At 47.4% G+C, this 22,043-nt stretch carries 24 protein-coding genes and 1 pseudogene; 22 read left to right on the top strand and 3 right to left on the bottom strand.

Translation table 11 applies throughout. The features are described from left to right. Positions 1-13: 13 nt before the first annotated feature. Entirely contained in the window at positions 14-541 is a 528-nt protein-coding gene (locus ACFQZR_RS22515; RefSeq protein WP_379350086.1) for a tetratricopeptide repeat protein, read from the bottom strand. Positions 542-798: 257 nt separating this feature from the next. Between ACFQZR_RS22515 and ACFQZR_RS22510 the strand changes: the two are divergent. From ACFQZR_RS22510 to ACFQZR_RS22485, 6 genes and pseudogenes are all read left to right on the top strand, one after another. After that, positions 799-1,018: pseudogene (locus ACFQZR_RS22510) on the top strand (adenylyl-sulfate kinase); the annotation flags it as partial. A gap of 10 nt (positions 1,019-1,028) precedes the next feature. Next, complete coding sequence (locus tag ACFQZR_RS22505) at positions 1,029-2,372, top strand: phenylacetate--CoA ligase family protein (RefSeq protein ID WP_379350084.1); 1,344 nt, start codon at positions 1,029-1,031, stop codon at positions 2,370-2,372. Positions 2,373-2,408: 36 nt separating this feature from the next. Continuing rightward, positions 2,409-3,638 (top strand): phenylacetate--CoA ligase family protein, encoded by a 1,230-nt coding sequence (locus tag ACFQZR_RS22500; RefSeq protein WP_379350082.1) that lies wholly within the window; start codon positions 2,409-2,411, stop codon positions 3,636-3,638. Between the two features lie 108 nt (positions 3,639-3,746). Beyond that, the gene (locus ACFQZR_RS22495) at positions 3,747-4,817 is read left to right on the top strand and encodes a bifunctional 3-deoxy-7-phosphoheptulonate synthase/chorismate mutase (protein ID WP_379350080.1); all 1,071 of its coding nucleotides are present in this window, start codon (positions 3,747-3,749) and stop codon (positions 4,815-4,817) included. 41 nt (positions 4,818-4,858) lie between these two features. Further along, positions 4,859-5,467 carry a chorismate pyruvate-lyase family protein gene (locus ACFQZR_RS22490; RefSeq protein ID WP_379350078.1) on the top strand — a complete coding sequence of 203 codons (609 nt, stop codon included), beginning with the start codon at positions 4,859-4,861 and terminating at the stop codon, positions 5,465-5,467. After that, positions 5,460-5,612, top strand: a complete 153-nt coding sequence (locus ACFQZR_RS22485) for a hypothetical protein (protein ID WP_379350076.1) — start codon at positions 5,460-5,462, stop codon at positions 5,610-5,612. The genes ACFQZR_RS22490 and ACFQZR_RS22485 overlap by 8 nt, the downstream gene beginning before the upstream one ends. A gap of 167 nt (positions 5,613-5,779) precedes the next feature. On the opposite strand, the gene ACFQZR_RS22480 is transcribed toward ACFQZR_RS22485, so the two are convergent. Then, positions 5,780-6,058 (bottom strand): hypothetical protein, encoded by a 279-nt coding sequence (locus tag ACFQZR_RS22480; RefSeq protein WP_379350074.1) that lies wholly within the window; start codon positions 6,056-6,058, stop codon positions 5,780-5,782. Between the two features lie 110 nt (positions 6,059-6,168). Further along, positions 6,169-6,591, bottom strand: coding sequence for a hypothetical protein (locus ACFQZR_RS22475; protein ID WP_379350072.1), 423 nt, complete (start codon positions 6,589-6,591; stop codon positions 6,169-6,171). A gap of 319 nt (positions 6,592-6,910) precedes the next feature. On the opposite strand from ACFQZR_RS22475, the gene ACFQZR_RS22470 reads away from it, so the two are divergent. From ACFQZR_RS22470 to ACFQZR_RS22395, 16 genes are all read left to right on the top strand, one after another. Further along, positions 6,911-7,555, top strand: coding sequence for a hypothetical protein (locus ACFQZR_RS22470; protein ID WP_379350070.1), 645 nt, complete (start codon positions 6,911-6,913; stop codon positions 7,553-7,555). Between the two features lie 400 nt (positions 7,556-7,955). After that, a complete protein-coding gene (locus ACFQZR_RS22465; RefSeq protein ID WP_379350068.1) occupies positions 7,956-8,402 on the top strand; it encodes a hypothetical protein in 447 nt (148 codons plus the stop codon). Position 8,403: 1 nt separating this feature from the next. Continuing rightward, a complete protein-coding gene (locus tag ACFQZR_RS22460; protein WP_018756004.1) occupies positions 8,404-8,628 on the top strand; it encodes a helix-turn-helix transcriptional regulator in 225 nt (74 codons plus the stop codon). Positions 8,629-8,650: 22 nt separating this feature from the next. Further along, entirely contained in the window at positions 8,651-9,568 is a 918-nt protein-coding gene (locus ACFQZR_RS22455; RefSeq protein WP_379350065.1) for an NAD(P)-dependent alcohol dehydrogenase, read from the top strand. Beyond that, complete coding sequence (locus ACFQZR_RS22450; RefSeq protein WP_379350063.1) at positions 9,565-10,266, top strand: DUF4386 domain-containing protein; 702 nt, start codon at positions 9,565-9,567, stop codon at positions 10,264-10,266. The genes ACFQZR_RS22455 and ACFQZR_RS22450 overlap by 4 nt, the downstream gene beginning before the upstream one ends. A gap of 192 nt (positions 10,267-10,458) precedes the next feature. Continuing rightward, the gene (locus ACFQZR_RS22445; RefSeq protein WP_379350960.1) at positions 10,459-11,112 is read left to right on the top strand and encodes a TetR/AcrR family transcriptional regulator; all 654 of its coding nucleotides are present in this window, start codon (positions 10,459-10,461) and stop codon (positions 11,110-11,112) included. A 27-nt stretch (positions 11,113-11,139) separates the two neighbouring features. Next, complete coding sequence (locus ACFQZR_RS22440) at positions 11,140-11,841, top strand: formylglycine-generating enzyme family protein (RefSeq protein ID WP_379350061.1); 702 nt, start codon at positions 11,140-11,142, stop codon at positions 11,839-11,841. Positions 11,842-11,990: 149 nt separating this feature from the next. Continuing rightward, positions 11,991-12,527, top strand: coding sequence for a PadR family transcriptional regulator (locus tag ACFQZR_RS22435; RefSeq protein WP_379350059.1), 537 nt, complete (start codon positions 11,991-11,993; stop codon positions 12,525-12,527). 124 nt (positions 12,528-12,651) lie between these two features. After that, a complete protein-coding gene (locus tag ACFQZR_RS22430) occupies positions 12,652-13,902 on the top strand; it encodes an MFS transporter (protein WP_379350057.1) in 1,251 nt (416 codons plus the stop codon). Positions 13,903-14,147: 245 nt separating this feature from the next. Then, positions 14,148-14,759, top strand: a complete 612-nt coding sequence (locus tag ACFQZR_RS22425; protein ID WP_379350055.1) for a VanZ family protein — start codon at positions 14,148-14,150, stop codon at positions 14,757-14,759. Between the two features lie 150 nt (positions 14,760-14,909). Beyond that, positions 14,910-15,932 carry an ATP-binding cassette domain-containing protein gene (locus tag ACFQZR_RS22420; protein WP_379350053.1) on the top strand — a complete coding sequence of 341 codons (1,023 nt, stop codon included), beginning with the start codon at positions 14,910-14,912 and terminating at the stop codon, positions 15,930-15,932. Continuing rightward, positions 15,929-16,744, top strand: a complete 816-nt coding sequence (locus tag ACFQZR_RS22415) for an ABC transporter permease (protein WP_379350051.1) — start codon at positions 15,929-15,931, stop codon at positions 16,742-16,744. Before ACFQZR_RS22420 ends, ACFQZR_RS22415 begins: the two co-directional genes overlap by 4 nt. 110 nt (positions 16,745-16,854) lie before the next feature. Next, complete coding sequence (locus ACFQZR_RS22410) at positions 16,855-17,688, top strand: DUF6597 domain-containing transcriptional factor (protein ID WP_379350049.1); 834 nt, start codon at positions 16,855-16,857, stop codon at positions 17,686-17,688. A gap of 93 nt (positions 17,689-17,781) precedes the next feature. Then, positions 17,782-18,204, top strand: a complete 423-nt coding sequence (locus ACFQZR_RS22405) for a VOC family protein (RefSeq protein ID WP_026263818.1) — start codon at positions 17,782-17,784, stop codon at positions 18,202-18,204. 154 nt (positions 18,205-18,358) lie between these two features. Then, complete coding sequence (locus tag ACFQZR_RS22400) at positions 18,359-21,034, top strand: winged helix-turn-helix domain-containing protein (RefSeq protein ID WP_379350047.1); 2,676 nt, start codon at positions 18,359-18,361, stop codon at positions 21,032-21,034. 76 nt (positions 21,035-21,110) lie between these two features. Further along, entirely contained in the window at positions 21,111-22,022 is a 912-nt protein-coding gene (locus ACFQZR_RS22395) for an NAD(P)-dependent alcohol dehydrogenase (RefSeq protein ID WP_379350045.1), read from the top strand. Positions 22,023-22,043 lie beyond the last annotated feature (21 nt).

Here is a 22,043-nt window from a genome sequence, read left to right as displayed (position 1 = left end):
TCCCTCTCTTTTCTTATGAATTTTTCTTCCGTTCCAATCGAACGAGATGCTGCAAGACAGCATCTGCTTTGTCAGGATTTCCTGCAATTTGATAAGCTGCACTTAGGTTTTGCAGTACTTCGCGTACTTGCTTTTGAGTAAGGTAGCTGAAATTCTCTTTATAGCGGTCAAGCAGGAAGGTGAAGTCCTCGATCGCCGTTTCCGAGCAATGGAAAAAGGACTCCGGCAGCCTCACACAAATGTTCCCCCGTAACAACCGAATTTCTTTATGGTTTGAGTCTAAAGAAACGGCCCGATTCAATGCGTCTAATCCCTCTTCCGCCTTATCTGCTCTTTCCAGAATTTTAACGGCATCCCGGCCTAATAGAACGAGAGTACTACCGTAATAGGCTTCAATTAGCGCATTATCGGGATCGGCCTCACGAAGCTTTAAGAGCATCTCGTTTGCTTTTTTCACCGCTTTTTTGTCTCCATCGACCCCATTATTATGGAGTGTTTTGGCTTCCTCGAATTGTTTCATATGGACGCTTTGATCTGCCATTCCTATCGCCCTCCCAATGATAAATCCGGCGGAATGACGAGAGTCTGGTACACCAGTTGCGCCGGATTACTTGTTATGATATGTGCGATCCCTATATAGCGATTGGATGAAATACTCATTTTATTTAAAATGTACGTTTGGCCGAGTCAAGTATATACATTCGTGCATCCCATAACAGTAGTTACGGAGTAGGGCAGAAACTTTTCTGAAAGAAAAATAACGGGGTATCCGTCGCGGGTCGTGACAAAGCGTGATCTATTTTTCATGAAGGAGAGTTTACAGAGGTTTATGTAAAAAATGCCCGCTTAGTGAATGCGAAAGGCGGGATCCGAAAGGACTATATAAAAAAGCGAGAGTAGGTGAAATCTTGCATTTACCGGCATTTCCGCTCCATACGAACCTCCGGTGCGACCGGAGATCACGATAGAATCGAATAGCGAGTCAGACGCCCAGGTCCTGGACTTTCTAACATATTAGGAGGGATTTTATGAAATTACAATCCCATAAGATGACGGTTTCCATTGATGAGCATTCATCCCATCTGGAACAATTCAAGGATATTTTTAAGCAATGGGACGATGAAGGAAGAACCATTGAAAAGTTGCCTCGGCAAAGTATTGAAGACTATCAGTTGAAAGCCATTAACGCTACGCTTGCTCATGTCTGGAACAGCAATGAATATTACCGTTCGAAGCTGGAAGAAGCGGGCTTCACGGAACCGAAAATCGTAAGCCTGGAGCAATTAGCTTCAGTACCGCTACTCAAGAAAGACGTCATACGCGGTGATAAGATGAAGATCTTATGCGTCGATCCGAAAGAGATCGGTCAGGTTCACCTTACAAGCGGAACTTCGGGGAAGCCGATTTATACCGCCTACACGTTAGCTGATCAGTATGTATATGATTTGCTGCCCAAATATTTGGAAATATTCAAGGAGTCGGACGAGGATGTTGCGGCGATTGCGCTGCCGTATGAGTTTGCACTGCCCGGTCTCGGTTTTCAACGTTTGTTCCAGTTTGCGTTCGGAACGACGGTGCTATCGCTCGGCAAAGGCGGATACATGGCTCCCGTCGATAAGTCATTGGAGCTGATGAAGGAATACCAAGCCACAGTACTCGCTACCACTCCTTCCTATGCAGCGCTTTTGGTGGAAGAAAGCGAGAAGTATGGTATCAAAATAGGTGAAGATATCCGACTCAAGAAGATTTGGCTTACTGGTGAAGGGTGCTCCTCTACCTTCCGCGACCGGCTGGAGAAATGGTGGGGCTGCGAAGTGTCATTCTTCTACGGCTCGACAGAGTGCGGGGGTGTTGGTGTTGAATGCAGCGAACACAAAGGGTATCACGTCATGGAAGGACATGTAAAGGTAGAAATTATTGATCCTGTTTCGGAGAAGCCGCTTCCGTACGGCAAAACCGGAGAGATCATCGTAACGACGCTGCTGCGCGAAGGAATGCCGATGGTGCGTTACCGAAGCGGGGATATCGGTTATTTGCAAAAGGCTAGATGCGTTTGCGGGATCACAATGGACGTTCTGCAGCTGAGAGGCAGAAAGGAAAATATGCTGCAATTGAATGGTGAGGATTATTCGCCGTTCTTGTTGGAACACTTCCTTATGGAAATTCAAGATGTGGGCATGTGGTATTGTTTCAAGCTGAATAACGGAGTTCTGAAGATCGAAGCCGAGCCATTTCGGACGAAATTAAGCGACGAGCAATTGGCGGAGAAAATCCGAAAGCATTTCGCTGATCGGATCGGGATTGACTGCCAGGTCGAAATCAGACACGACATCCCCCGTACTTTCGGCAAAGCGACCCGAGTGTTGAATTAGTCAAAACCAATTAAACAGGAGAGGAGGTGCTGCATTATGCCTGACAACGATCAGGAGCGAAAGTTCAAGGATTTGTTGGCACGCATTCTAAAATCTCCTTTGTACAAGGAAAAATTATCGAAAAATAACCTGAATGGCGTTGGATTGGAGCACATCCAAACACTGCCGCTCACGACAAAAGAAGATCTTAGGAATGCCGGCGCTTTTGCTCACCTTGCCGTCGAAATGAAAGAGGTTGCGCAATACCACGAATCAACCGGCACTACCGGAGAGCCGTCCTCCTCCTGGTTCACCCAAGAGGACTTGAGGACCGGGGGGAGACAACTGAAGGAGTGCGGGGTTCGGTTGACAGCCGATGATCTTGTGCTGATCCGCTTTCCATACGCGATGTCACTGCCCGCGTTCTTGATGCAGCAAGCGGCATGGCAGACGGGAGCAGGGGTTGTTCCCGCAAGCGGACGCACCGTAGTTACGCCATACCCAAGAGTATTGCAGCTCATGGAGCGTCTAAGTGTCACGGTAGCCGTCGGGCTCCCGCGAGAGTTTGAGCTCCTTGCCGAAACAGCGCGTCTGATCGGTTCGACTCCGAGCAACAATTTTCCGGCATTACGGGCCATATGTGTTGCCGGAGAATTAATGAGCGACAAGCGCAAGGAGCATATAGAGAAGCTGTGGAGTGTGCCTGTATTTAATATGTATGGTTCGACAGAAACCGCTAATATCGCTACGATGTGCGAATACGGCGAGATGCATATTGTTGAACAGGATTTTTACGTCGAAGTGCTGCAGGAAGACGGAGCGGGCCCCACTGCTCATGGAGAGAGAGGGTTTGCGGCGATTACAACGCTTTCCCATCAAGGATCTCCTCTGCTGCGATACTTTAATGATGACATCATATCTGTAGAACATTCCGAGTGTGCTTGCGGCCGAACGGGGGGCAAGCTGGAGCATTACGGCAGGAGAAAGGATCGAGTCCGTATTGGTGATACCGTCCTGGATGCGGTAGACCTCCAAGAAGCCATATATTCATTGTCTCCTACTCCGGATGCCTGGAAGGCAATTGAGCAAGAGAACGGGCTGCACTTTCTTCTTGATTCGCATGATTACGGGAAGTGGTCGGAGGAGGCTGTACGTTATCATTTATCCGGGAAGCTGCGTGTGCCTGTCACCATAGAGATCGTCGCGGATTCCAGGTTGCTTGACCGTGCCGAGCTTGTGAAAAACGTCCCGTCGATAAAGCCGGTATATATTCAAAAATTCAGTTAGTAACCATGTACGAGCGCGAGAGTTATTGGCTGATGCGCAAAAGGGGATATAGGAGTAAATCGGCCAGGAAAAAGTCCCGTCATTGGCCGAAAAGGAGGGAGTACCCAAATGAGTGAAAAATTGCAACAATTACAATCTCAACTGAATGGGATAAACCGTCAATTGCTTCATCTGCTGAATGAACAGGAGCGTACGGCTGATGAAATTTTACGGATAAAGGAACAACAAGGGATATCGGAAGCGGATCCGATTGGTTTCCAGCAAATGGTGAATGAGCTTACCAGTAATAACCCGGGACCCATCGATAACGACACGGTCATGTACTTATTTTCGGAGATTTTTCGTTCAAAAATGAAAAAAAATACCAAACATGAACGAAAGCTCCTCGTGAGTCGCCAACACAAGAGCAAGGATACGATTATTCGGGTCAAGCATGTTGAAATTGGAGGCGCTTCGCACGTCATGATCGCGGGTCCCTGCTCAATCGAATCAAGAGACCAGCTCCTGACGGTTGCGGCCGCGTTGAAGAATGCTGGTGTTACCGTCTTGCGCGGGGGCGCGTTCAAGCCGAGAACCTCTCCATACGACTTTCAAGGGCTCGGTGTGGAAGGTTTGAAAATCATGAAGGAAGTGGCCGACGAAGTCGGCATGGTGACCATCAGCGAAATCATGAGCCCTTCACAAATCGATACGGCAGCCCGTTATGTCGATATCTTTCAGATCGGCGCCCGCAACATGCAGAACTTCGATCTGCTGAAAGCCGTCGGCCAAACCGGCCATCCTGTTCTTCTGAAGCGAGGCCTTTCCGCCACACTGGAGGAGTTCATTCATGCGGCAGAATATATCTTGTATAACGGGAATGACCGGGTCATGTTGATCGAGCGGGGAATACGCACTTTTGAAAAATGGACGAGAAACACGCTCGATATTTCGGCAGTTCCGCTTTTGAAACAGGAGACTCATCTTCCGGTGCTCGTGGATGTCAGCCATGCCACCGGCCGAAAGGATATTCTACTGTCCTGCACGAAGGCAGCACTTGCTGCGGGCGCCGATGGGGTTATGATCGAAGTGCATCCGAATCCGCAGGCTGCACTTTCCGATGCGAAGCAGCAGATTAATATTGACGAATTTAATACGTTCTGGAAAGGACTCCGCGATTCGGGCTTTTCTCTAAAATGACGAATCATCACGAGCAGACATTCGCTAACGGAGGAGAGTGTATGACAGATATAAACTCATTTGACATGGATTCGCATGATGCGGGAAGCACGTTTGATTTATTGCATGGGTTGATATTTAAAATTTTACTGGTAACGGACGGACGGACAACAGATATACTGGAAACTCTGTTGAACGAAAAAATAGAAGTTCATGTCATTCGGCAAGAACAAATAGATGAAGATCATGCCGATCTTTTTAGCGAGTCCTCCGGTGCTCCGTTGTATGTAAGAGATTCTCTCTTGATCAGCGAAAAGAGCCGCTTTCTGATATCTCACAACCTTGCGCTGGTTTACTCGAAGCATGTGCCGCCTTCTTTGTTTGAGAAGATAGCACACCGAAAGGAGGGGATTGGAAAATCAATCAACACATTGGGTTTGCAAACGTTCAGAAAAGTGCTTGACTCCGGGGCGAAAAATGGGGAAGAAGCGGTGGATCTGTTTCAAAAGCCGATCCGGCTTCGTTTTCCGGAGCTGCGCGAAAAAGTTCCTTATAAAAAATACTCGATTTATTTTGGACCTGCGCCGGGAATTCAGATGCTTGAATATTTTAATCCGAATATCATCAGACATCGTTTGAACGAGTCTATTGGAGGGATAAATCATGGGTGACAAAGAAACGAAAGAGCAGAGGCAAGCAAGAAAGCAATTAAAGAAAGCGGAAAAAACAAAAGCAAAAGAACTGTATCTCCTCGAGGAACAAGCTCTCAAAGCGGAAAAAGCAAAAGCAAAAGAAAAAGCAAAAGCAAAAGAATAGTATCGGCTTGACAAACAAGCGCGGAAAGGGAAAGCAGAAGAGTACGAACTGGAAGAAAAAGTAGTGGAAAAGGCTGACTCAAAAGGGAACGTTGTCTCCGAGTGTCAGCCTTGTTTACCATACCCCTTTGTTGAATATTCTCCGAAAGGAGCTTTTCTTCGGGCACATTATTGTTTTTTCGCGTATTCTTTCATATGTTCTACTAAATCTATTCCAGACTTTATCATTTGTTCACCGGCGTATTCTACACCGCTGTTAACGGCCGATATCAATATCCCTATTGAAATATCGGATATTTGTTCCGTTTCTTTTAAATTTTCCATTATTTTACTGCTAGTCACATTGGCTCCGCTACTAACAGCCTTTGAATAGCTGCCAGCGAAACGGAAGAATTGTTGCTTGATTTCACCAAAAAACCTCTTTAAATCCTGTCTACCATCTGGCATTTGCTCCACCCCCTTATGAACGCTAAGCGTTTAGTCTATCGGGATGCATGTCACGAAGCATGCGGATTCTACGATCTTGGGGAGAAGAAGCGGCAGCTTCATGGAGAAGCTTAAGTCCGCGCCTCGTCCACTTTCGCCGTTTCATTGGGCCGCTCAACGTTCCTGCCAGCAGCACCAATACGCTTCCACGATACGCGTCCGCTATCGGATGGTCCGGATAATCCAGACGCAATCATTCGATCACACGATTTCGCTTCCCAAAGGGCGTCTGCATTCCCGGCCACGGCTTCTTCATGAAGTTGAATCGTCTCAGCCAGTCTTTGCTCAAACGGGGCAGTGATCAACTCCGCTTCCGGCTCATCATCCAGTATGGGGGCGGACTCAATTCGTACAGAATGCATTTTGTCGTCCATATATAATTTAATCAATGCAACAATTACGCCCACCACAAGAACAAAAGCAATTACACCGCATAATGTTAGTCCAAGAATAAATAGCGTTTTGTCTGCAAATCCCATGTTTTTCGTATTCAATCTCATTCTCACTCCCTCTGTCTTATTACGCTTACCTACATCGATGCTTTCGGTCAAGAACCACGAAAAATCAATCTCCGTCCGGAAAGTGAAGTTCCAGTCTGTGAAAATCAACCATTTTGAGTTCAGTATATATATAGATATATGCGATTTTATGGGTACTCGCGCATTGTTCAGATGAATTCCGCTTCAGTCTATTCCGCAGATGCAAAGCGGCACATAAACATACATAGGAAAAGGCTGATAGAGAGGTTGTACTGCTCGTGGGATTGTCCAGGACCGGAGCGTTGTTGTTGATATTATACTGGGAGGAGTAACTATGGATGATCGTCAAAGTAAACTTGAGTCTGATCACAGGCAAACAGATTCCTTGGAGCTTCCGAACTCCTATTTGAACGAAGTAAGCATAGATCATGATTATCTTCCTTCAGTTGAGGACGACAATACAACTAGCGAAGAAAATAAATCGGTGGAGATATCGGGGGCAGCTACGGAAGCTGACCTGGAGTGGAGTCAGTTCGTCCAGCAAGAACTCGAGAGCATGCGTAACACTGAAAATGCTGAGCAGGATCGCATGCCCAAAGAGACGTCGTCGCTTAAATCGTTAGATCAAGCCTTGCCTGGCCTCTTAGAAAAGATACCCTTTGAACGTTTATTGGATTCAACGATTCGGACTTTCTTTAAGAAGCCAAAACCAGAACCAGAACTAGAACCAGAACCAGAACCAAAACCAGAACCAAACCCAGAACCAAAGCCAAAGCCAAAACCAAAACCAAAACCAAAACCAAAGCTAAAGCTAAAGCCAAAGCCAAAGCCAAAACCAAAACCAAAACCAAAGGTGAAGCTAAAGCTAAAGTCAAAACCAAAACCAAAACCAAAACCAAAACCAAAACCAAAACCAAAACCAAAACCAAAACCAAAACCAAAGGTGAAAAAGTACTCGATCGGATATCGGTGGAGGTGATTCATGAGCCAACGAGAGCCTCTCGTTTGGAAACGCGGATGCTCCAGAGCAGGGGCTCTTGAGCTGCACGGCATACGGCTATGGATGCGGAATGGTATTCATCGGATCTAAGACTGTCCATACTCGAAAAGCATAAGCAAGACCATCCAACAAGAAATCTGTTGCCGCTTCCACCATAACAAACAAAAAAAACACGCCGATTCGGGCGTGTTTTTTGTTTGATGGACCCATGATAGGGGGCAAATACTGGGGTTCGCCCCCATCGAACCAATCCCAAGCGTTCCACGCGCAGTTGGAGAATTAGTGATGTAAAAAATATTTGACATGGTGTATCCTTAATGTTACATTGTGTATGGAAGAATTTACTAATATACAGAGAGATTAGCAGAGGAGATGTTCCATGTCCTATCAAGAGAAGAAAAATATTGTATCGCTAATCAGCACGATTTTGATTTTTGGATCCTACTGTGGGGCTGTGTACCTCAGGTACAAGGATGCGAATCTGGCGGGGGCGGAGCTTTTCCGTTTCTGGGGTGCCGTTATTTTAATCCTCATTCCGGTAACGATCGTGGCCAAAGTCATCATTGAGATCGTATTCATCATCATTAACCGGATTGCGACGAAAGAAGTGGAACCTTCCTTCGCTGACGAGCTCGACAAGTTGATCGAATTGAAGGCCATGAGAATGTCTTATTTCGTCTTCATTCTCGGATTTCTGCTCGCGATGGGTTCATTAGTCCTGCGAATGACGCCTTCCGTTATGTTCGTCATTTTGATTTTCTCAGGATTCATTTCCGATGTTGCCAGCAGCGTTACGCGGCTTTATCACTATCGGAAAGGAGTATAAGATGGGCCAAAGTCACATTAGCAATCATATTCGCAGCTTGCGATTCAACCATAACGAAATGACCCAGCAACAGCTCGCTGACCAAGTAGGGGTGACACGGCAGACGATCGTAGCGATTGAGAAGGGAAAATATTCGCCTTCGTTAGAATTAGCTTTTCGCATCGCACGCGTGTTCCAGATGCCTCTGGAGGACGTCTTCGCTTACGAGGAAGATCCAGTTCAATAATTAATTAATGAGGAGGAGCGACATGAGAGCCATCGTCTACGAACAATATGGACCACCGCATGTGCTTGAAATGAAAGAGGTCCAGAAGCCGACGCCTAAGGATCATGAACTATTAATCAAGATCCATATGACGACCGTATCGGCAGCGGATTGGCGCATGAGAAAGGCCGATCCCGTTGCGGCAAGACTTTTCAACGGACTTTTCAGGCCGAAGAAGGCAACCATTTTGGGGTTTGAGCTAGCAGGAGAGGTTGAAGCAGTCGGCAAGGACGTGACACGTTTTAAGAAGGGCGACCCTGTTTTCGCATACACCGGCCTTGGATTTGGCGCTTATGCTGAGTACATTTGCCTGCCAGAAGAAGGGGCGAAGGCCAATGAAGGGTTTGTGGCCATGAAACCTGCCCATATGACCTTCGAGGAAGCAGCCGCCGTTCCTGTCGGGGGACTTACAGCGCTGTGTTTTCTTAGAAAAGGAGGGATTGAGCGCGGACAGAAAGTGCTTATTTATGGGGCATCCGGAAGCGTCGGCACTTTTGCGGTTCAGCTTGCCAAATCATTCGGGGCGGAGGTCACTGCAGTATGCAGCACAGCGAACGTGGAAATGGTGAAAGTGCTGGGAGCCGATAAAGTCCTGGATTATACAAAGGGGGATTTTACTCAAAGCGGCCAGACGTATGACCTTATTTTTGATGCGGTAGGGAAAATTTCGTCTTCACGTAGTAAAAGCGTCCTTAAGAACAAGGGGAGGTATCTTTCCGTTAAATCCGCGATCAAGCTTAAGATGGAAGATATGTATTCGCTCACACGTTTAATTGAGGAAGGGAAGGTAAAATCGGTCATCGATCGCTGTTATTCGTTGGAACAGATCGCTGAGGCTCATACGTATGTCGAAAACGGACATAAGAAAGGGAACGTCGTGATTAGGGTGAGAAACCAATGAATCATAGCAAGAAGGCAGCAAAAATTGTAGGAGTACTATTTATACTTGCGACGGTTTCGTCGATCATTGGTGTTCTTTTATACGATCCGATTCTAAAAGATCCCAATTACCTCATTACAGGTTTTGAACATAAAAATCAGGTGATACTAGGCGCGCTGTGTGAGTTAGTTCTGGTCTGTTCCGCTGTCGGTACCTCGATTATGCTGTTCCCATTCATCAAAAAGCACAGTGAAAGCTTAGCTCTTGGGTACGTTTGTTTCAGGCTTCTTGAAGCCGTTATCATTACTGTTGGTATCGTCAGCGTCTTGTCTCTATTGACCCTAAGTCAGGAATTTGTAGAAGCAGCAACTCCGCATGCAACCTCTTTTCAAACTGCAGGCACATTATTAAAAGCCGTACATGACTGGACCTTTTTGCTTGGCCCCAATTTCATGCTAGGCATAAATACGCTGATGTGCAGTTATTTACTCTATCAATCCAAACTTGTTCCCCGGCCTATCGCAGTCATGGGTCTTGCTGGAGCAACACTCATTCTTCTTGCAGCCGTGTTAGAAATGTTCGGTATCATTCTTCAACTGTCAACATGGGGAGCCGTGTTGGCGATTCCAGTAGCCTCTTATGAAATGATTCTAGCGGTATGGCTCATCGTGAAAGGCTTCAATGTATCAGCAATCGCTTCCACGTCTATAAAAACGTGAATGGAGGGCCAAGAACCCTGATTACAGGGTTTCGTTGAAGTCCTGAGCGACAAGGTCAAAATAGGAAACACGCCTTCATTGGCGTGTTTTTTTGTGTTTGGTGGAGCCAGACCAATTGACAATATGCTCAATCATTGTATAGACTTTATTTATTCTGACTATTCAGAATAAATAAATGGATCAGGTGAAATGATGCCCAAATTAGGAATGGAACCAAAGCGCCGAGCAGATGTCATAAACGCCACGTTAACCTGCATTAGCATTCACGGGATTGATGGCATGACACTGGATAAGGTTGCTGAGTATGCTGACTGTTCGAAGGGAGTTGCCAGTTATTATTTTAAAAATAAGGATAACCTGACGATTGAAGCCTTTAAGTCTTTCTTGGCCTATTATGGTCTAAAGATCGAGTCAGAAATTGAAAATACAATGACTGCTGGGAAAATGATTGACGTTACGTTGCAACATATACTACCGCCATATCGTGATGACACGGAGAAGAGAATCAATGTTTCGCAGCTGGACGGGATTGAAAAGATGTTTATCCCGCATGAAGCTCAAGCAAAGCTCTTTCTACAGTTTTTCTCCAAAGCCGTATTGGATCGCAAGTTGCAGGAAGTCGTATCCAAGAGCTATATGGCTGATCTCCAAGGGATAGCAAAGATTTTTGATTATGGGAATAGGACGGAGCAGATGTCAGTAGAAGATTCCCAAAGCGCTGCATATGGGCTGCTAGCGATGGTAGTAGGTCTAAGCTTCTTCAGAGTCGCGAACATTTCGCCCAATCATGGCGAAGATAATCGCTACATTTGCGAGGATTACGTGAGAAAGTTTACCAATGGGTGACGAGTATAAGCGAACCAGGAGAGCTAGATGAAACGGGAGGAAGATAGGGTGTCACACGAACGGCGCAGCCAGGTTGATTATCCAATGGTGGAAATTCCTGCAGGTGAAATTGATTTAAGGGACGATCGAATAAAGAGGACATGGACGGTTCAGGTGAATTCTTTTTTACTTGCTCCGGTTCCTGTTACGAAGGGGTTATATTTCTCGATCATGCAAAGAACAGTTGAATCTTACGACGAAACTGAGCTTCCTGTGGTAGATGTGTCATGGCATGATGCAATTTCATTTTGTAATTTGCTTTCTCAGCACTCGGGTCTACAGGAATGTTATTCGATAAGTGAGGATGGAGCGCATGTTGTCTGCAATTGGGAGGCGGATGGTTATCGTCTTCCTACAGAAGCGGAATGGCAGTATGCGTGTAAAGCAGGTACGGGAGGATATCGGTACGGCGAGGTTGCTGAAATTGCTTGGTATCATCAAAACGCTGAGGGAAAAGCCCATGAAGTAGGTAAAAAGCTGCCGAATGCGTGGGGGCTCTATGATATGTTAGGGAATGTGTGGGAGTGGTGCTTTGATATATACGATGCGAAAGTATACGATTCCTATAGAATTTTCCGCGGTGGCAGCTGGGCGGAAGAGGAGAGGGGCTGTGGGGCGACGTGCCGCCGGCGCAGTCACCCGACGTTTCGAATTGATGATCTCGGTTTTCGTCTTGCTAGGTCGCTGTAAGGTGAATATCATTGAAAAACGCCGTGATTAAACCGTTATAAGATGACTTCTGGTTCGTCAGAGTCATCTTTTTGGTGTTACATATTTACATTACAAATAACATAAGATATTATTAACCTATGTTACAAGTAACATATTGAGGTGAGATAATGTCTATTCAATTTGCAATCCTTGGTCTTCTTAGCTGGAGACCTGCTACAGGATATGAATTAAAAAAGATTATTGAAGAATCTTCAACGATGTATTGGTCCGGTAACAATAATCAAATCTATAAATCTCTCGTACAGCTCTTGGACGAAGGTTATGTGACCAACGAAATTCAACATCAGGAGAGTTCTCCATCCAAGAAGATATATCATATTACGGATGCAGGACTTGCCAGATTGAGGGAATGGGTTCTTTCAGAACCGGAATTTCCGGAGTTCAAGAATACTTTTCTCGTTCAATTAGCGTGGGCAGATCAGCTAAGCGATGAGGAATTAAATGAACTATTGCTCCAATATGAGAGCAGGATCAACATGCAGCTTGTGTACCAGCAGGAAAAAATCAAGCGTGGAGTTCTTTCACCCCATAGAAACGAGCGTGAAGCGTTTTTGTGGGATAAGATTTCCGTGAACCTGATATCCTTCTATCAGAACGAACTGAATTGGGTGCAAGAAATTCGCCAGGAACTCTATGAAAGATAATGGATCGAGGCCAGAGCCCCGAAGAAGCTACAGGAAACAATTAGTTTTGGGACTCCGTAATTACAGTCAGTCATACCATTTCTCAAAATGGCCATCTTTTTAAACAAAATGGAGGTTGAAAAGATTGAATAGGCACGAAAAAAGCACGAAAGCACCAAGCCTTCTCAGCAATCGGTTTCTACAGACGATTTTATTATCCAACGTGCTCCTGCAGATCGGCATTTGGGTACGTAACTTCGCTATCCTTCTGTACGTTGCCGATAGAACAAACAATGATCCATACGCCATTTCGCTCATAAGCGTGGCAGAATTCGCACCAATTTTTGTTTTTTCGTTCATCGGAGGTACATTTGCCGACCGCTGGCGGCCAAAGCGAACGATGATCTGGTGCGATTTATTATCCGCGGTATCGGTATTCGCAGTACTTCTGACCATACATTTTGGTTCGTGGCACTCCGTCTACCTTGTCGCATTTATCTCAGCTATTCTTTCGCAGTTCTCGCAGCCTTCAAGCATGCGATTGTTTAAGTATCATGTGCCTGAAGAGCAGCTGCAGCAAGGGATGGCGCTATTCCAATCCCTAATGGCCATCTTTATGGTACTCGGCCCAATGCTCGGCACCTTCGTTTACAGCACATTTGGCCTTGAAATATCGATCGCTGTCATGGGCGTCGTATTTTTGCTTTCTGCTCTCGTCCTTATTCGTCTGCCTGAGGATAATATGGAATCTCAAACGGCCGCTACAAAAGGGCAGTTCCGTAAAGATTTCATTGAAGGCTTCCGCTATGTTTGGCAGAGCCCAGTGCTGCGTATGCTCGGACTCGCGTTTATTCTCGCCGGACTCGCTGTTGGTGTAGCCCAAGCGCTCAACCTATTCATCGTTACGGAGCGGCTGGGCAAGAGCAAGGAGTTCCTGCAATACCTGCTGATCGTGAATGGCGTGGCCATGCTGATCGGTGGCGGGATCGTTGCCTCTTTTGCGAAGCGGGTTCCACCGCAGTTACTTCTTGCAATTGGCATGTTGGCAGGCGCGGTTTGCACAGTCATTGTCGGGTATTCGACGAGCGTTCCGGTCACGCTGACCGTTCAATTTCTGAATGGGCTTGTTTTCCCTTGTATTCATATCGGGATCAGCACGATGATTCTGAAATGGTCCCATGCTTCCATTGTAGGAAGGGTGAATGGGGTTCTGAATCCGATGTTCGTTGGCATGATGGTCGTTTCGATGTCTTTCGCTGGCGCGTTAAAGGACGCCTTTTCGCTGAGTGCGATCTATAGCGGAGCAGGATTATTATTTCTTATTGGCGCACTGGTCATGGTGCCGATCATGAACCAAAAAGCGCCGGATAATGCACTTACTGCGCAAGAGTCATAATGTCACGATATTTATAAGGTTTTAATGTAGAGGAGCCAGCCACTTAAAAAGTAGTCGATTCTTCTACAAAAAACAGGAAGTAGAGACGCCATGTCTGTACTTCCTGTTTTTTTGTGTTCGGCCAGTGAGATTCGGCATGATCTTAATAAAAATTTTAGAGATGCTTATCAAACCCTTAAGCTTTCGTCTCTAAAATGGGTTCAAAGACATTTGTGCCGCGCTCTACAGGAAGAAAGGATGTAATCATGTATCAAGGAAAGTTACGTAAAATCACCATTGTCCTGTTAGTCTTATATACCCTGTTGACGCTCTATTTCTTGTATATAGGTTTTAACAGAATTGCTTTTGATCATATTCCTGGCTTGCGGTATGATCTAGTCCCTAAAGGAATTCCGCTGCACTTTCCAATGGGGAGAAGCTTTGATGGTTGGTTTTTTGAATTGGGGAACTTTGTAGCATTTATCCCTTTTGGGGCTGTCATCCCACTTCTGTACCGTTGTCATTTTATTCGGTTCATTACTTTATTCGTGCTGTCTATTACGATTCTTGAAATTATTCAAATGCTTACACAGTTAGGAGCCTTCGATATCGACGATATCCTGATTAACTCCATGGGGGCTGCGGTCGGATTTTGGGCACAGCGTTTGGTGAGACGCGATCGAGATCAACTGAAAGGCATCTGTCGAATCATCCTCATCGCGATCGTGCTTTCGATGAGTTTCGTTGTCATGGTTGGTAGTGTGAATTATTATTTAGAAAACGAGACTGGCGAAGTCGTAGCCCTCAATAAACTTGCGGTAAACGATGGATCTGTACTGTGGATTAAGGGCATGGCCGATGGTGCGATTAAGGGATAGGAAGCATAATTCAATAGATACGGATGTGAAACCGCTAGGGGTGATCAAGCTTTGGCGGTATTTTGCTTTTTAGCTCTAATCTCCGTTTATATTCTGTTTAAAAAGAGGTGTTAACATCACTACATCATCAGTTGTATGGGAGGAATTACGATGGATTATAGAAAAATAGAGCCAAATAACGGCGATTGGGCCGTTGAAGCACGTGGACTCGTCAAAACGTTCGGCGATAATCGCGCGGTAGATGGTGTCAACATGAATGTACGTGCCGGATCGATTTACGGCGTACTTGGGCCGAATGGAGCAGGGAAAACGACGACCATTCGCATGCTGGCGACGCTGCTTCGACCGGATGCGGGATCGGCAAGCATCTTCGGACACGATGTGCAGAAGGAATCGCAGATCGTCCGTCAATTGATCGGCGTCACAGGGCAATACGCCTCCGTTGACGAGTCGCTTAGCGCGACTGAGAACCTGATCATTTTCTCTCGATTGCTCGGGCTCGGGCGCGCAGAGGCCAAGCGTAAAGCAGCGGAGCTACTGGAGGAGTTCGGATTGACGGAGGCTGCGAGACGGCCGCTCAAAAATTTCTCAGGCGGTATGCGTAGGAGGTTAGATCTGGCGGCGAGCCTCATTGCACAGCCACCGCTCATTTTCTTGGATGAACCGACTACGGGGCTTGACCCACGTACGCGTTCACAGATGTGGGATACGATTCGTCGGTTGGTGAATACGGGTTCTACCGTCTTGCTCACAACGCAGTACCTTGAAGAGGCGGACCAACTGGCAGATCGGATCGCGGTTATCGATTATGGCCGAGTCGTCGCCGAGGGTACAGCGGATGAACTGAAAGCGTCCGTAGGTACCTCGTCATTACATTTGAGAGTCCAGAATCCTCAGGATATCGATGACGCCCGTCGGATCGTTGAACAGGTGCTGAAGGTCCAGTCTAATGTGTCGTCCGAAGCGGGCAAGATTACGGCACCTATGGCGAACGCCGATCTGGTTACAGATCTGCTTATCGCACTCCGTTCGGAAGGGATTCACTTGGCCGAGATGAGTGTGCAGAAGCCGACCCTTGACGAGGTATTTCTAACGATTACGGGTCATGGTGCGAAGGAAGAGGTACCGCAGGCACCTAAGGAATCGAACAAAGTGGAGGTGGCAAGAGCATGAGTAGCTCGTCAATTAAGCCAGGTGTAGATCGGCAACTAAAAAACTACACGAGTTTTGGTCAGTCTGTACGCCACTCGTTAACGATGGCCTATCGAGGTCTGCTTAAGCTTAAACGCACGCCGGAGCAATTGTTCGATGTTACGCTGCAACCCATTATCTTTACGCTGATGTTTACCTATATCTTTGGCGGAGCCATCTCCGGTGACGTCGTGAGCTATTTGCCCGTCATCATTCCCGGCATTCTCGTGCAGACGGTGATCACGACCTCGATCGTGACAGGTGTACAGCTGCGTGAGGACATGGATAAAGGCGTGTTCGATCGATTTAAGTCACTGCCTATTGCACGAATTGCACCGCTAGCTGGAGCCCTCTTGGCAGATACAATCCGCTATACGATTGCGACAGTGCTCACTTTTACAATGGGATATCTTATGGGTTATCATCCGGCTGGAGGCCTTGGCAACGTCGCCATCGCCGCGCTTCTTGTGATTTTCTGCTCCTGGGCGATTAGCTGGATTTTCGCGTTCTTCGGCGTTATTGCCCGTACGGCCTCCAGCGTGCAAGGGATATCGATGATTGTGCTGTTCCCGCTTACTTTTCTATCCAATGCGTTTGTTCCGGTTAATACCATGCCTGGCTGGCTCCAGTGGTTTGTGAATATCAATCCGATTTCGCATCTTGTCTCGGCAGTCCGGGACCTTACTAACGCGGGTACCGTGGGTTGGGATCTCGTGATCTCTCTCATCGGAGCTGCTGTCATTGTAGCGATCTTCGCGCCGATCACGGTACGTGCCTATATGCGCCGGACATAAATGCAGTAAAAGCAGCCGCTAGGCTGTTTTTTTTCGTGTTTAATGCTGCTGCTCCAATAATTGTTCTCATAGGGCCGGTAACGGTATACTAGGTTTATTCATGCAATGTCATGCAACGAAGGATGATGATGATGCGGGGCTATTTTCCGCTGCAACCCCCTTTATTACAGAATGAGTTACAAGATTCTTCCTACCGCTATCAGGAGTTCTCGCCTAGCAAAGGGCTTACGCCTTATGTCGCTTGTTATTGGACCGTGGAGTTCAAATTGTTGGATCATGGCAAGCTTCATCGTATCATACCGGATGGATGCGTTGATATTATTTTTGATCTAAGGTCCACATCCTTTTCCCAAGGCGCCTTTGTAACGGGACTCATGACTTCATATGAGACCATGAGCTTTACGCGAAATTACTCCTTATTCGGCATTCGTTTCTTCGCAGATCAAGTCCGCCGATTTATTAAATATCCCGTGTCAGAGATGAACGGAAATCGTGTGCCGCTCGAAGACCTGTGGGGAAGCGAAGCGAAATGGATCGTAGAGGAAGTTCAATCTGTGCATGATGTATTGGACATGGTTGAAGTGGTTGAGCATCGATTGTTACAACAGTTGCATCGCTGCGAGAATTACTGTGATCAACGACTACTCGCAAGCATGCAGTACATGGTGGCGAGCCAAGGTATGCTGTCCGTTCGCGATCTTGCGGATCAACTGAATTACAGTGAAAGAAATGTACGGAGAATCTTTCAGAAAGAACTGGGGGTCAGCCCGAAAGAGCTGCTAAGCATCATTCAATTTCAAAGTCTCCTGCAGGGGATATATAAAAGAGATACAACAACCCGTTTTACAGATATGGCCGTCCAATACGGATACTATGATCAATCGCATTTTATTCACCATTTCAAACGTTATTACGGGTTGGTACCGAATCAAGTGTTCCAATAATGATGTCCGTTTTTTACAATTCATAAAGAATGGGATAGGCGATAATGAAAGCGAGCATGACATGAAATCGTTCGATGGAGGTTAAATGAAATGATGAAACCACGCATTACCGTACTCACCTTAGGCGTAGATGATTTGGAAAGATCATTGACTTTCTATCGGGACGGATTGGGGTTCCCGACAGAAGGGATTATCGGGAGGGAGTTCGAACATGGAGCGGTCGCATTTTTCGACTTGCAGGCGGGGTTGAAGCTAGCGATCTGGGATCGCAGAGATCTCGCGCACGAGACGAAGGTTCCCTTATCAACGCCTAGCTCGACCGAATTGACAATCGGTCATAATGTTGGCAGTAAAGAAGAAGTGGATCGAATCATGGAACTTGCCGGGAGGGCAGGTGCGGTCATCACGGACCCTGCACATGTTGCCTTCTGGGGAGGATACTCAGGCCATTTCCAAGATCCAGATGGTCACCTATGGGAAATTGTTTGGAATCCGGCATGGGAGTTCGAGGAATAGATTCCCTGCGCTAATGACGACGAAAGCCACCTTTGGGTGGCTTTTTTCTATACGATGCTTCATCCCATTCGAAAAGGATATACCGTGATATCGTCGAACATAATCATAAAATAGATCACATCGCTGGATTAGAGGGCGTAGAACGGAGGCTCGGATGTCGATCCCTATCATTTCAACCAAACTCTATATCCCTCCGCTCCGAGCTAGTCTTGTCACTCGGCCAAGGCTGATTGAGCGATTGAACGAAGGCGCTGAGCGCAAGCTGACGCTGATCTCTGCTGCCGCCGGCTATGGTAAAACAACGCTAGTCAGCGAATGGCTGGCTGCATATCCACAACCAACGGCATGGCTCTCGCTTGATGAGGGGGATAATGACCTTGCGCGGTTTCTGAATTATCTTATTGCTGCCTTGCGAGAGGTAGCGCCGAATCTAGGAGAAGGCGTAGGCTGGCTGCAATCGCCTCAGCTGCCGTCACCCGAAGCGATGATAACGGCTTTGATCAATGAAATGATGGTAATATCAGATTCTTTCGTTCTCGTTCTTGATGATTATCACTTAATCACATCAGATCAAGTTAAAGATGCAGTCGCCATCTTACTGGAACATACGCCACCACAGATGCATTTGGTCCTTACCACGCGTGAGGATCCCCATTTACCTTTGCCACGGCTGCGTGTCAGGAACCAGTTAATAGAAGTGCGTGCGTCTGATTTGCGTTTCACGTCTTCCGAAGCTGCTGAATTCCTAAGCCAGGTGATGAAGTTACAGCTTTCATCGGACCATGTTGCCCTCCTCCTCTCCCGGACAGAAGGCTGGGCTGCCGGCTTGCAATTAGCTGCATTGTCCATGCAAGGGCAGGGAAATCCCGACAGTATCATCCATTCCTTCAGTGGCGGCCATCCTTTCGTACTCGACTACTTGATTGAAGAAGTGCTGCAGAAGCAGCCCGAAAGGATTCAGCATTTCTTGCTGCATACTTCGATTCTTGACCGAATGTGCGGGACCCTGTGTGATGCCGTGCTGGATAGAGGTGTTCAGGAACAACAGATCATCGCAGAATCAGGACAAGAAGCCTTAGCATATCTCGAGCGGGCCAATCTATTTATTGTGCCGCTGGACAACGAACGGAAGTGGTATCGTTACCACCATCTCTTTGCAGATTTGTTGCGGAGACGGTTGGTGGCGCAGAGCAGTGCCTTGGAAGAAGAGGATCATGATCGAGGCGTGGCAGCATATCATAGACGTGCTAGCAGGTGGTATGAAGAGCATGGGTATGCGATGGAAGCATTTCACCATGCAACGGCAGCTGGAGATACGTCGCTGGCCACTCGATTGCTAGAAGGAAATGGCATGCCCCTGATTTTCCGTGGGGCGGTAGCGCCTGTCTTGCATTGGCTTAGCGGTTTGCCGCGTGAGACATTAGATGCCATGCCGTCCCTATGGGTCATGTATGCTTCTTCCTTACTCTTAGTAGGTCAGACATTAGGCGTTGAACAGAAGCTGCAAGCTGCGGAGCAAGCACTGCAAGGGAATGTACAGGATGAGAAGACCCTAGATCTGATCGGGCATATCGCCTCAATCCGTGCCACGTTAGCTGTCAGCAAGCACGAGGCCGACATGATTATGGCACAGTCGCTCCGAGCTCTTAAATATCTGCACCCGGCTAATCTGCCAGTCCGTACAGCGACGACCTGGGCGCTGGGTTATGCCTATCAGCTTCAGGGGGATCGTAGTGCAGCGAGCAACGCCTATGCCGAAGCGTTAGCGAATAGCCAAATGATTGGGCATGTTATGATCACTCTGATGGCAACGCTTGGCCTTGGTATGATTCAGGAGTCAGAGAACCAGCTCGACGTCGCGGTTGAGACATACGAGCACGTTCTGAAGTTGGCAGGGGAACCGCCGCTGCCGGTCGCTTGCGAAGCGCATCTGGGCGTTGCTCGGATCTGCTACGAGTGGAACGATCTTGAGGCTGCGATGCGGCACGGCCAGCAGAGTGTTCGACTGGCACAGCAGTTCGAACAGACGGACCACGCTATTGCAGGCGAAGTGTTCCTAGCGAGCGTGGAGCTCGCGCGAGGGAAAGTGAGCAGCGCAGTTGCGACAGCAGCGAAAGCACAACAGATAGCTCGAGAGCGGCAGTTCGTGAATCTCCTTCCGCAGATCGCCAATCTCTATGTACGCGCTCAGCTGGAACGAGGGAATTTTACCGCAGCCGTTCAACATCCGCAGCCGTTGGCAATGCACGCAAGTCAGGCCCGTGTGCAACTTGCAGAGGGGAAACCCCGTGCAGCGCTAAGGATACTACAGTTATTGCGTGAGCAGGCGGAGGCCAAGGGACTTCGAGATGAACGGCTTAAACTGATGGTTCTGCAGGTGGTCGCTCTGGACGCAAATGGAGACAAGGGGGAGGCCGTACAACTCCTTGAGGATGCACTCGTGATGGCCGAGCCCGGCGGATTCATACGTACTTTTGTCGACGAAGGAATGCTGATGCATCAGTTGTTGTGCGAAGTGGCTGAACGAGGAACGATGCCGCACTATATTAGTAAGCTGCTGGCAGCTTTTGGACTGGTGGAATCGAAGGTTGAGGTTGCGATCGAACGACATCGAACGATACCGCCCCAACATCTTGTAGAGCCGCTGAGTGCAAGGGAACTCGAAGTATTGCGCCTTATCGCCCAAGGGCTCTCGAATCGCGAGATCAGCGAGCGGCTGTTCATCGCACTTACGACAGTCAAAGGGCATAACCGGATTATTTTTGACAAACTGCAGGTCAAGCGGCGTACCGAAGCGGTAGCACGTGCGCGCGAGCTGGATTTGTTGTAAAACCATACTTTAGTAGCTATATGACAATACCTTATGCTCGATATACTAATTGCAAATTGAGGTTTGGAGGAAACTCATGAAAGCGATAGTATGTACCAAATATGGATCACCAGAGGTTCTGGAGCTTAGAGAGGTCGAGAAGCCTACGCCCAAGGATCATGAAATCCGGGTGAAAATTCATGCAACAACCGTAACGTCAGGCGACACTCGTGTACGAAGCTTCAAAAGCCCGATTCTATTCTGGATCCCCATGCGACTAATCTTAGGGATCACCAAACCTAGAAATAAGATTCTAGGGGTAGAGTTCGCCGGGGAGATTGAAGCCATAGGCAAACATGTTAAGCGATTCAAAATAGGTGATCAGGTCTATGCGATAAGTGGGATGAGATTTGGTGCGTATGCGGAGTATATTTGTTTTACCGAAGCGGGTAACGTAACCTTAAAGCCAACGAATGCGACCTATGAGGAAGCCGCAGCCCTTTCTTTTGGGGGAACGACCGCATTGCATTTTTTTAGAAAAGCAAAAATAAAGCCAGGTCAAAAAGTGCTGATCTATGGGGCTTCTGGAGCAGTAGGGACTTCCGCAGTACAGATCGCGAAGGTTATGGGGACTAAGGTGACTGCGGTATGCAGCTCGGCAAATTTCGAATTGGTGAAGTCTCTGGGAGCTGATCATGTTATCGATTATAGGAAAGAGGATTTTGCGCAGAGAGAAGAGCGTTACGATGTGATCTTCGATGCCGTTGGGAAGAGCTCCAAAGCAAACTGTAAGAAGGCGTTAAAGCCGAACGGGGTATTCATTACCGTGGATGGGCAGGGCATCGCGAAGGTGCTTACGGAAGATTTAATCTACCTTAAAACACTTGTAGAGGAAGGGAAGATCAAATCGGTCATCGATCGACGCTACGCCCTGGAGCAGATTCCCGAAGCTCATCGTTATGTGGACAAAGGGCACAAAAAGGGAAATGTCGTCATCACGGTGAGATAGGATGAATGATGGAAGTGAAAT

Origin of the sequence: Paenibacillus sp. GCM10027629 (assembly GCF_042676425.1) — a bacterium.
GTDB classification, from domain to species: domain Bacteria; phylum Bacillota; class Bacilli; order Paenibacillales; family Paenibacillaceae; genus Paenibacillus_K; species Paenibacillus_K terrigena.
This window is presented reverse-complemented; position numbering and strand designations above follow the sequence as displayed.

Excerpts from the sequence above, each read along its gene's own strand:
- ACFQZR_RS22395 (WP_379350045.1), top strand. The coding sequence starts at position 21,111 with ATGAAAGCGATAGTATGTACCAAATATGGATCACCAGAGGTTCTGGAG.
- ACFQZR_RS22405 (WP_026263818.1), top strand. The coding sequence starts at position 17,782 with ATGAAACCACGCATTACCGTACTCACCTTAGGCGTAGATGATTTGGAA.
- ACFQZR_RS22445 (WP_379350960.1), top strand. The coding sequence starts at position 10,459 with ATGCCCAAATTAGGAATGGAACCAAAGCGCCGAGCAGATGTCATAAAC.
- ACFQZR_RS22490 (WP_379350078.1), top strand. The coding sequence starts at position 4,859 with ATGACAGATATAAACTCATTTGACATGGATTCGCATGATGCGGGAAGC.
- ACFQZR_RS22460 (WP_018756004.1), top strand. The coding sequence starts at position 8,404 with ATGGGCCAAAGTCACATTAGCAATCATATTCGCAGCTTGCGATTCAAC.
- ACFQZR_RS22435 (WP_379350059.1), top strand. The coding sequence starts at position 11,991 with ATGTCTATTCAATTTGCAATCCTTGGTCTTCTTAGCTGGAGACCTGCT.
- ACFQZR_RS22515 (WP_379350086.1), bottom strand. The coding sequence starts at position 541 with ATGGCAGATCAAAGCGTCCATATGAAACAATTCGAGGAAGCCAAAACA.
- ACFQZR_RS22470 (WP_379350070.1), top strand. The coding sequence starts at position 6,911 with ATGGATGATCGTCAAAGTAAACTTGAGTCTGATCACAGGCAAACAGAT.
- ACFQZR_RS22465 (WP_379350068.1), top strand. The coding sequence starts at position 7,956 with ATGTCCTATCAAGAGAAGAAAAATATTGTATCGCTAATCAGCACGATT.
- ACFQZR_RS22480 (WP_379350074.1), bottom strand. The coding sequence starts at position 6,058 with ATGCCAGATGGTAGACAGGATTTAAAGAGGTTTTTTGGTGAAATCAAG.
- ACFQZR_RS22440 (WP_379350061.1), top strand. The coding sequence starts at position 11,140 with ATGAAACGGGAGGAAGATAGGGTGTCACACGAACGGCGCAGCCAGGTT.
- ACFQZR_RS22485 (WP_379350076.1), top strand. The coding sequence starts at position 5,460 with ATGGGTGACAAAGAAACGAAAGAGCAGAGGCAAGCAAGAAAGCAATTA.
- ACFQZR_RS22425 (WP_379350055.1), top strand. The coding sequence starts at position 14,148 with ATGTATCAAGGAAAGTTACGTAAAATCACCATTGTCCTGTTAGTCTTA.
- ACFQZR_RS22500 (WP_379350082.1), top strand. The coding sequence starts at position 2,409 with ATGCCTGACAACGATCAGGAGCGAAAGTTCAAGGATTTGTTGGCACGC.
- ACFQZR_RS22505 (WP_379350084.1), top strand. The coding sequence starts at position 1,029 with ATGAAATTACAATCCCATAAGATGACGGTTTCCATTGATGAGCATTCA.
- ACFQZR_RS22410 (WP_379350049.1), top strand. The coding sequence starts at position 16,855 with ATGCAACGAAGGATGATGATGATGCGGGGCTATTTTCCGCTGCAACCC.
- ACFQZR_RS22495 (WP_379350080.1), top strand. The coding sequence starts at position 3,747 with ATGAGTGAAAAATTGCAACAATTACAATCTCAACTGAATGGGATAAAC.
- ACFQZR_RS22400 (WP_379350047.1), top strand. The coding sequence starts at position 18,359 with ATGTCGATCCCTATCATTTCAACCAAACTCTATATCCCTCCGCTCCGA.
- ACFQZR_RS22415 (WP_379350051.1), top strand. The coding sequence starts at position 15,929 with ATGAGTAGCTCGTCAATTAAGCCAGGTGTAGATCGGCAACTAAAAAAC.
- ACFQZR_RS22455 (WP_379350065.1), top strand. The coding sequence starts at position 8,651 with ATGAGAGCCATCGTCTACGAACAATATGGACCACCGCATGTGCTTGAA.
- ACFQZR_RS22450 (WP_379350063.1), top strand. The coding sequence starts at position 9,565 with ATGAATCATAGCAAGAAGGCAGCAAAAATTGTAGGAGTACTATTTATA.
- ACFQZR_RS22420 (WP_379350053.1), top strand. The coding sequence starts at position 14,910 with ATGGATTATAGAAAAATAGAGCCAAATAACGGCGATTGGGCCGTTGAA.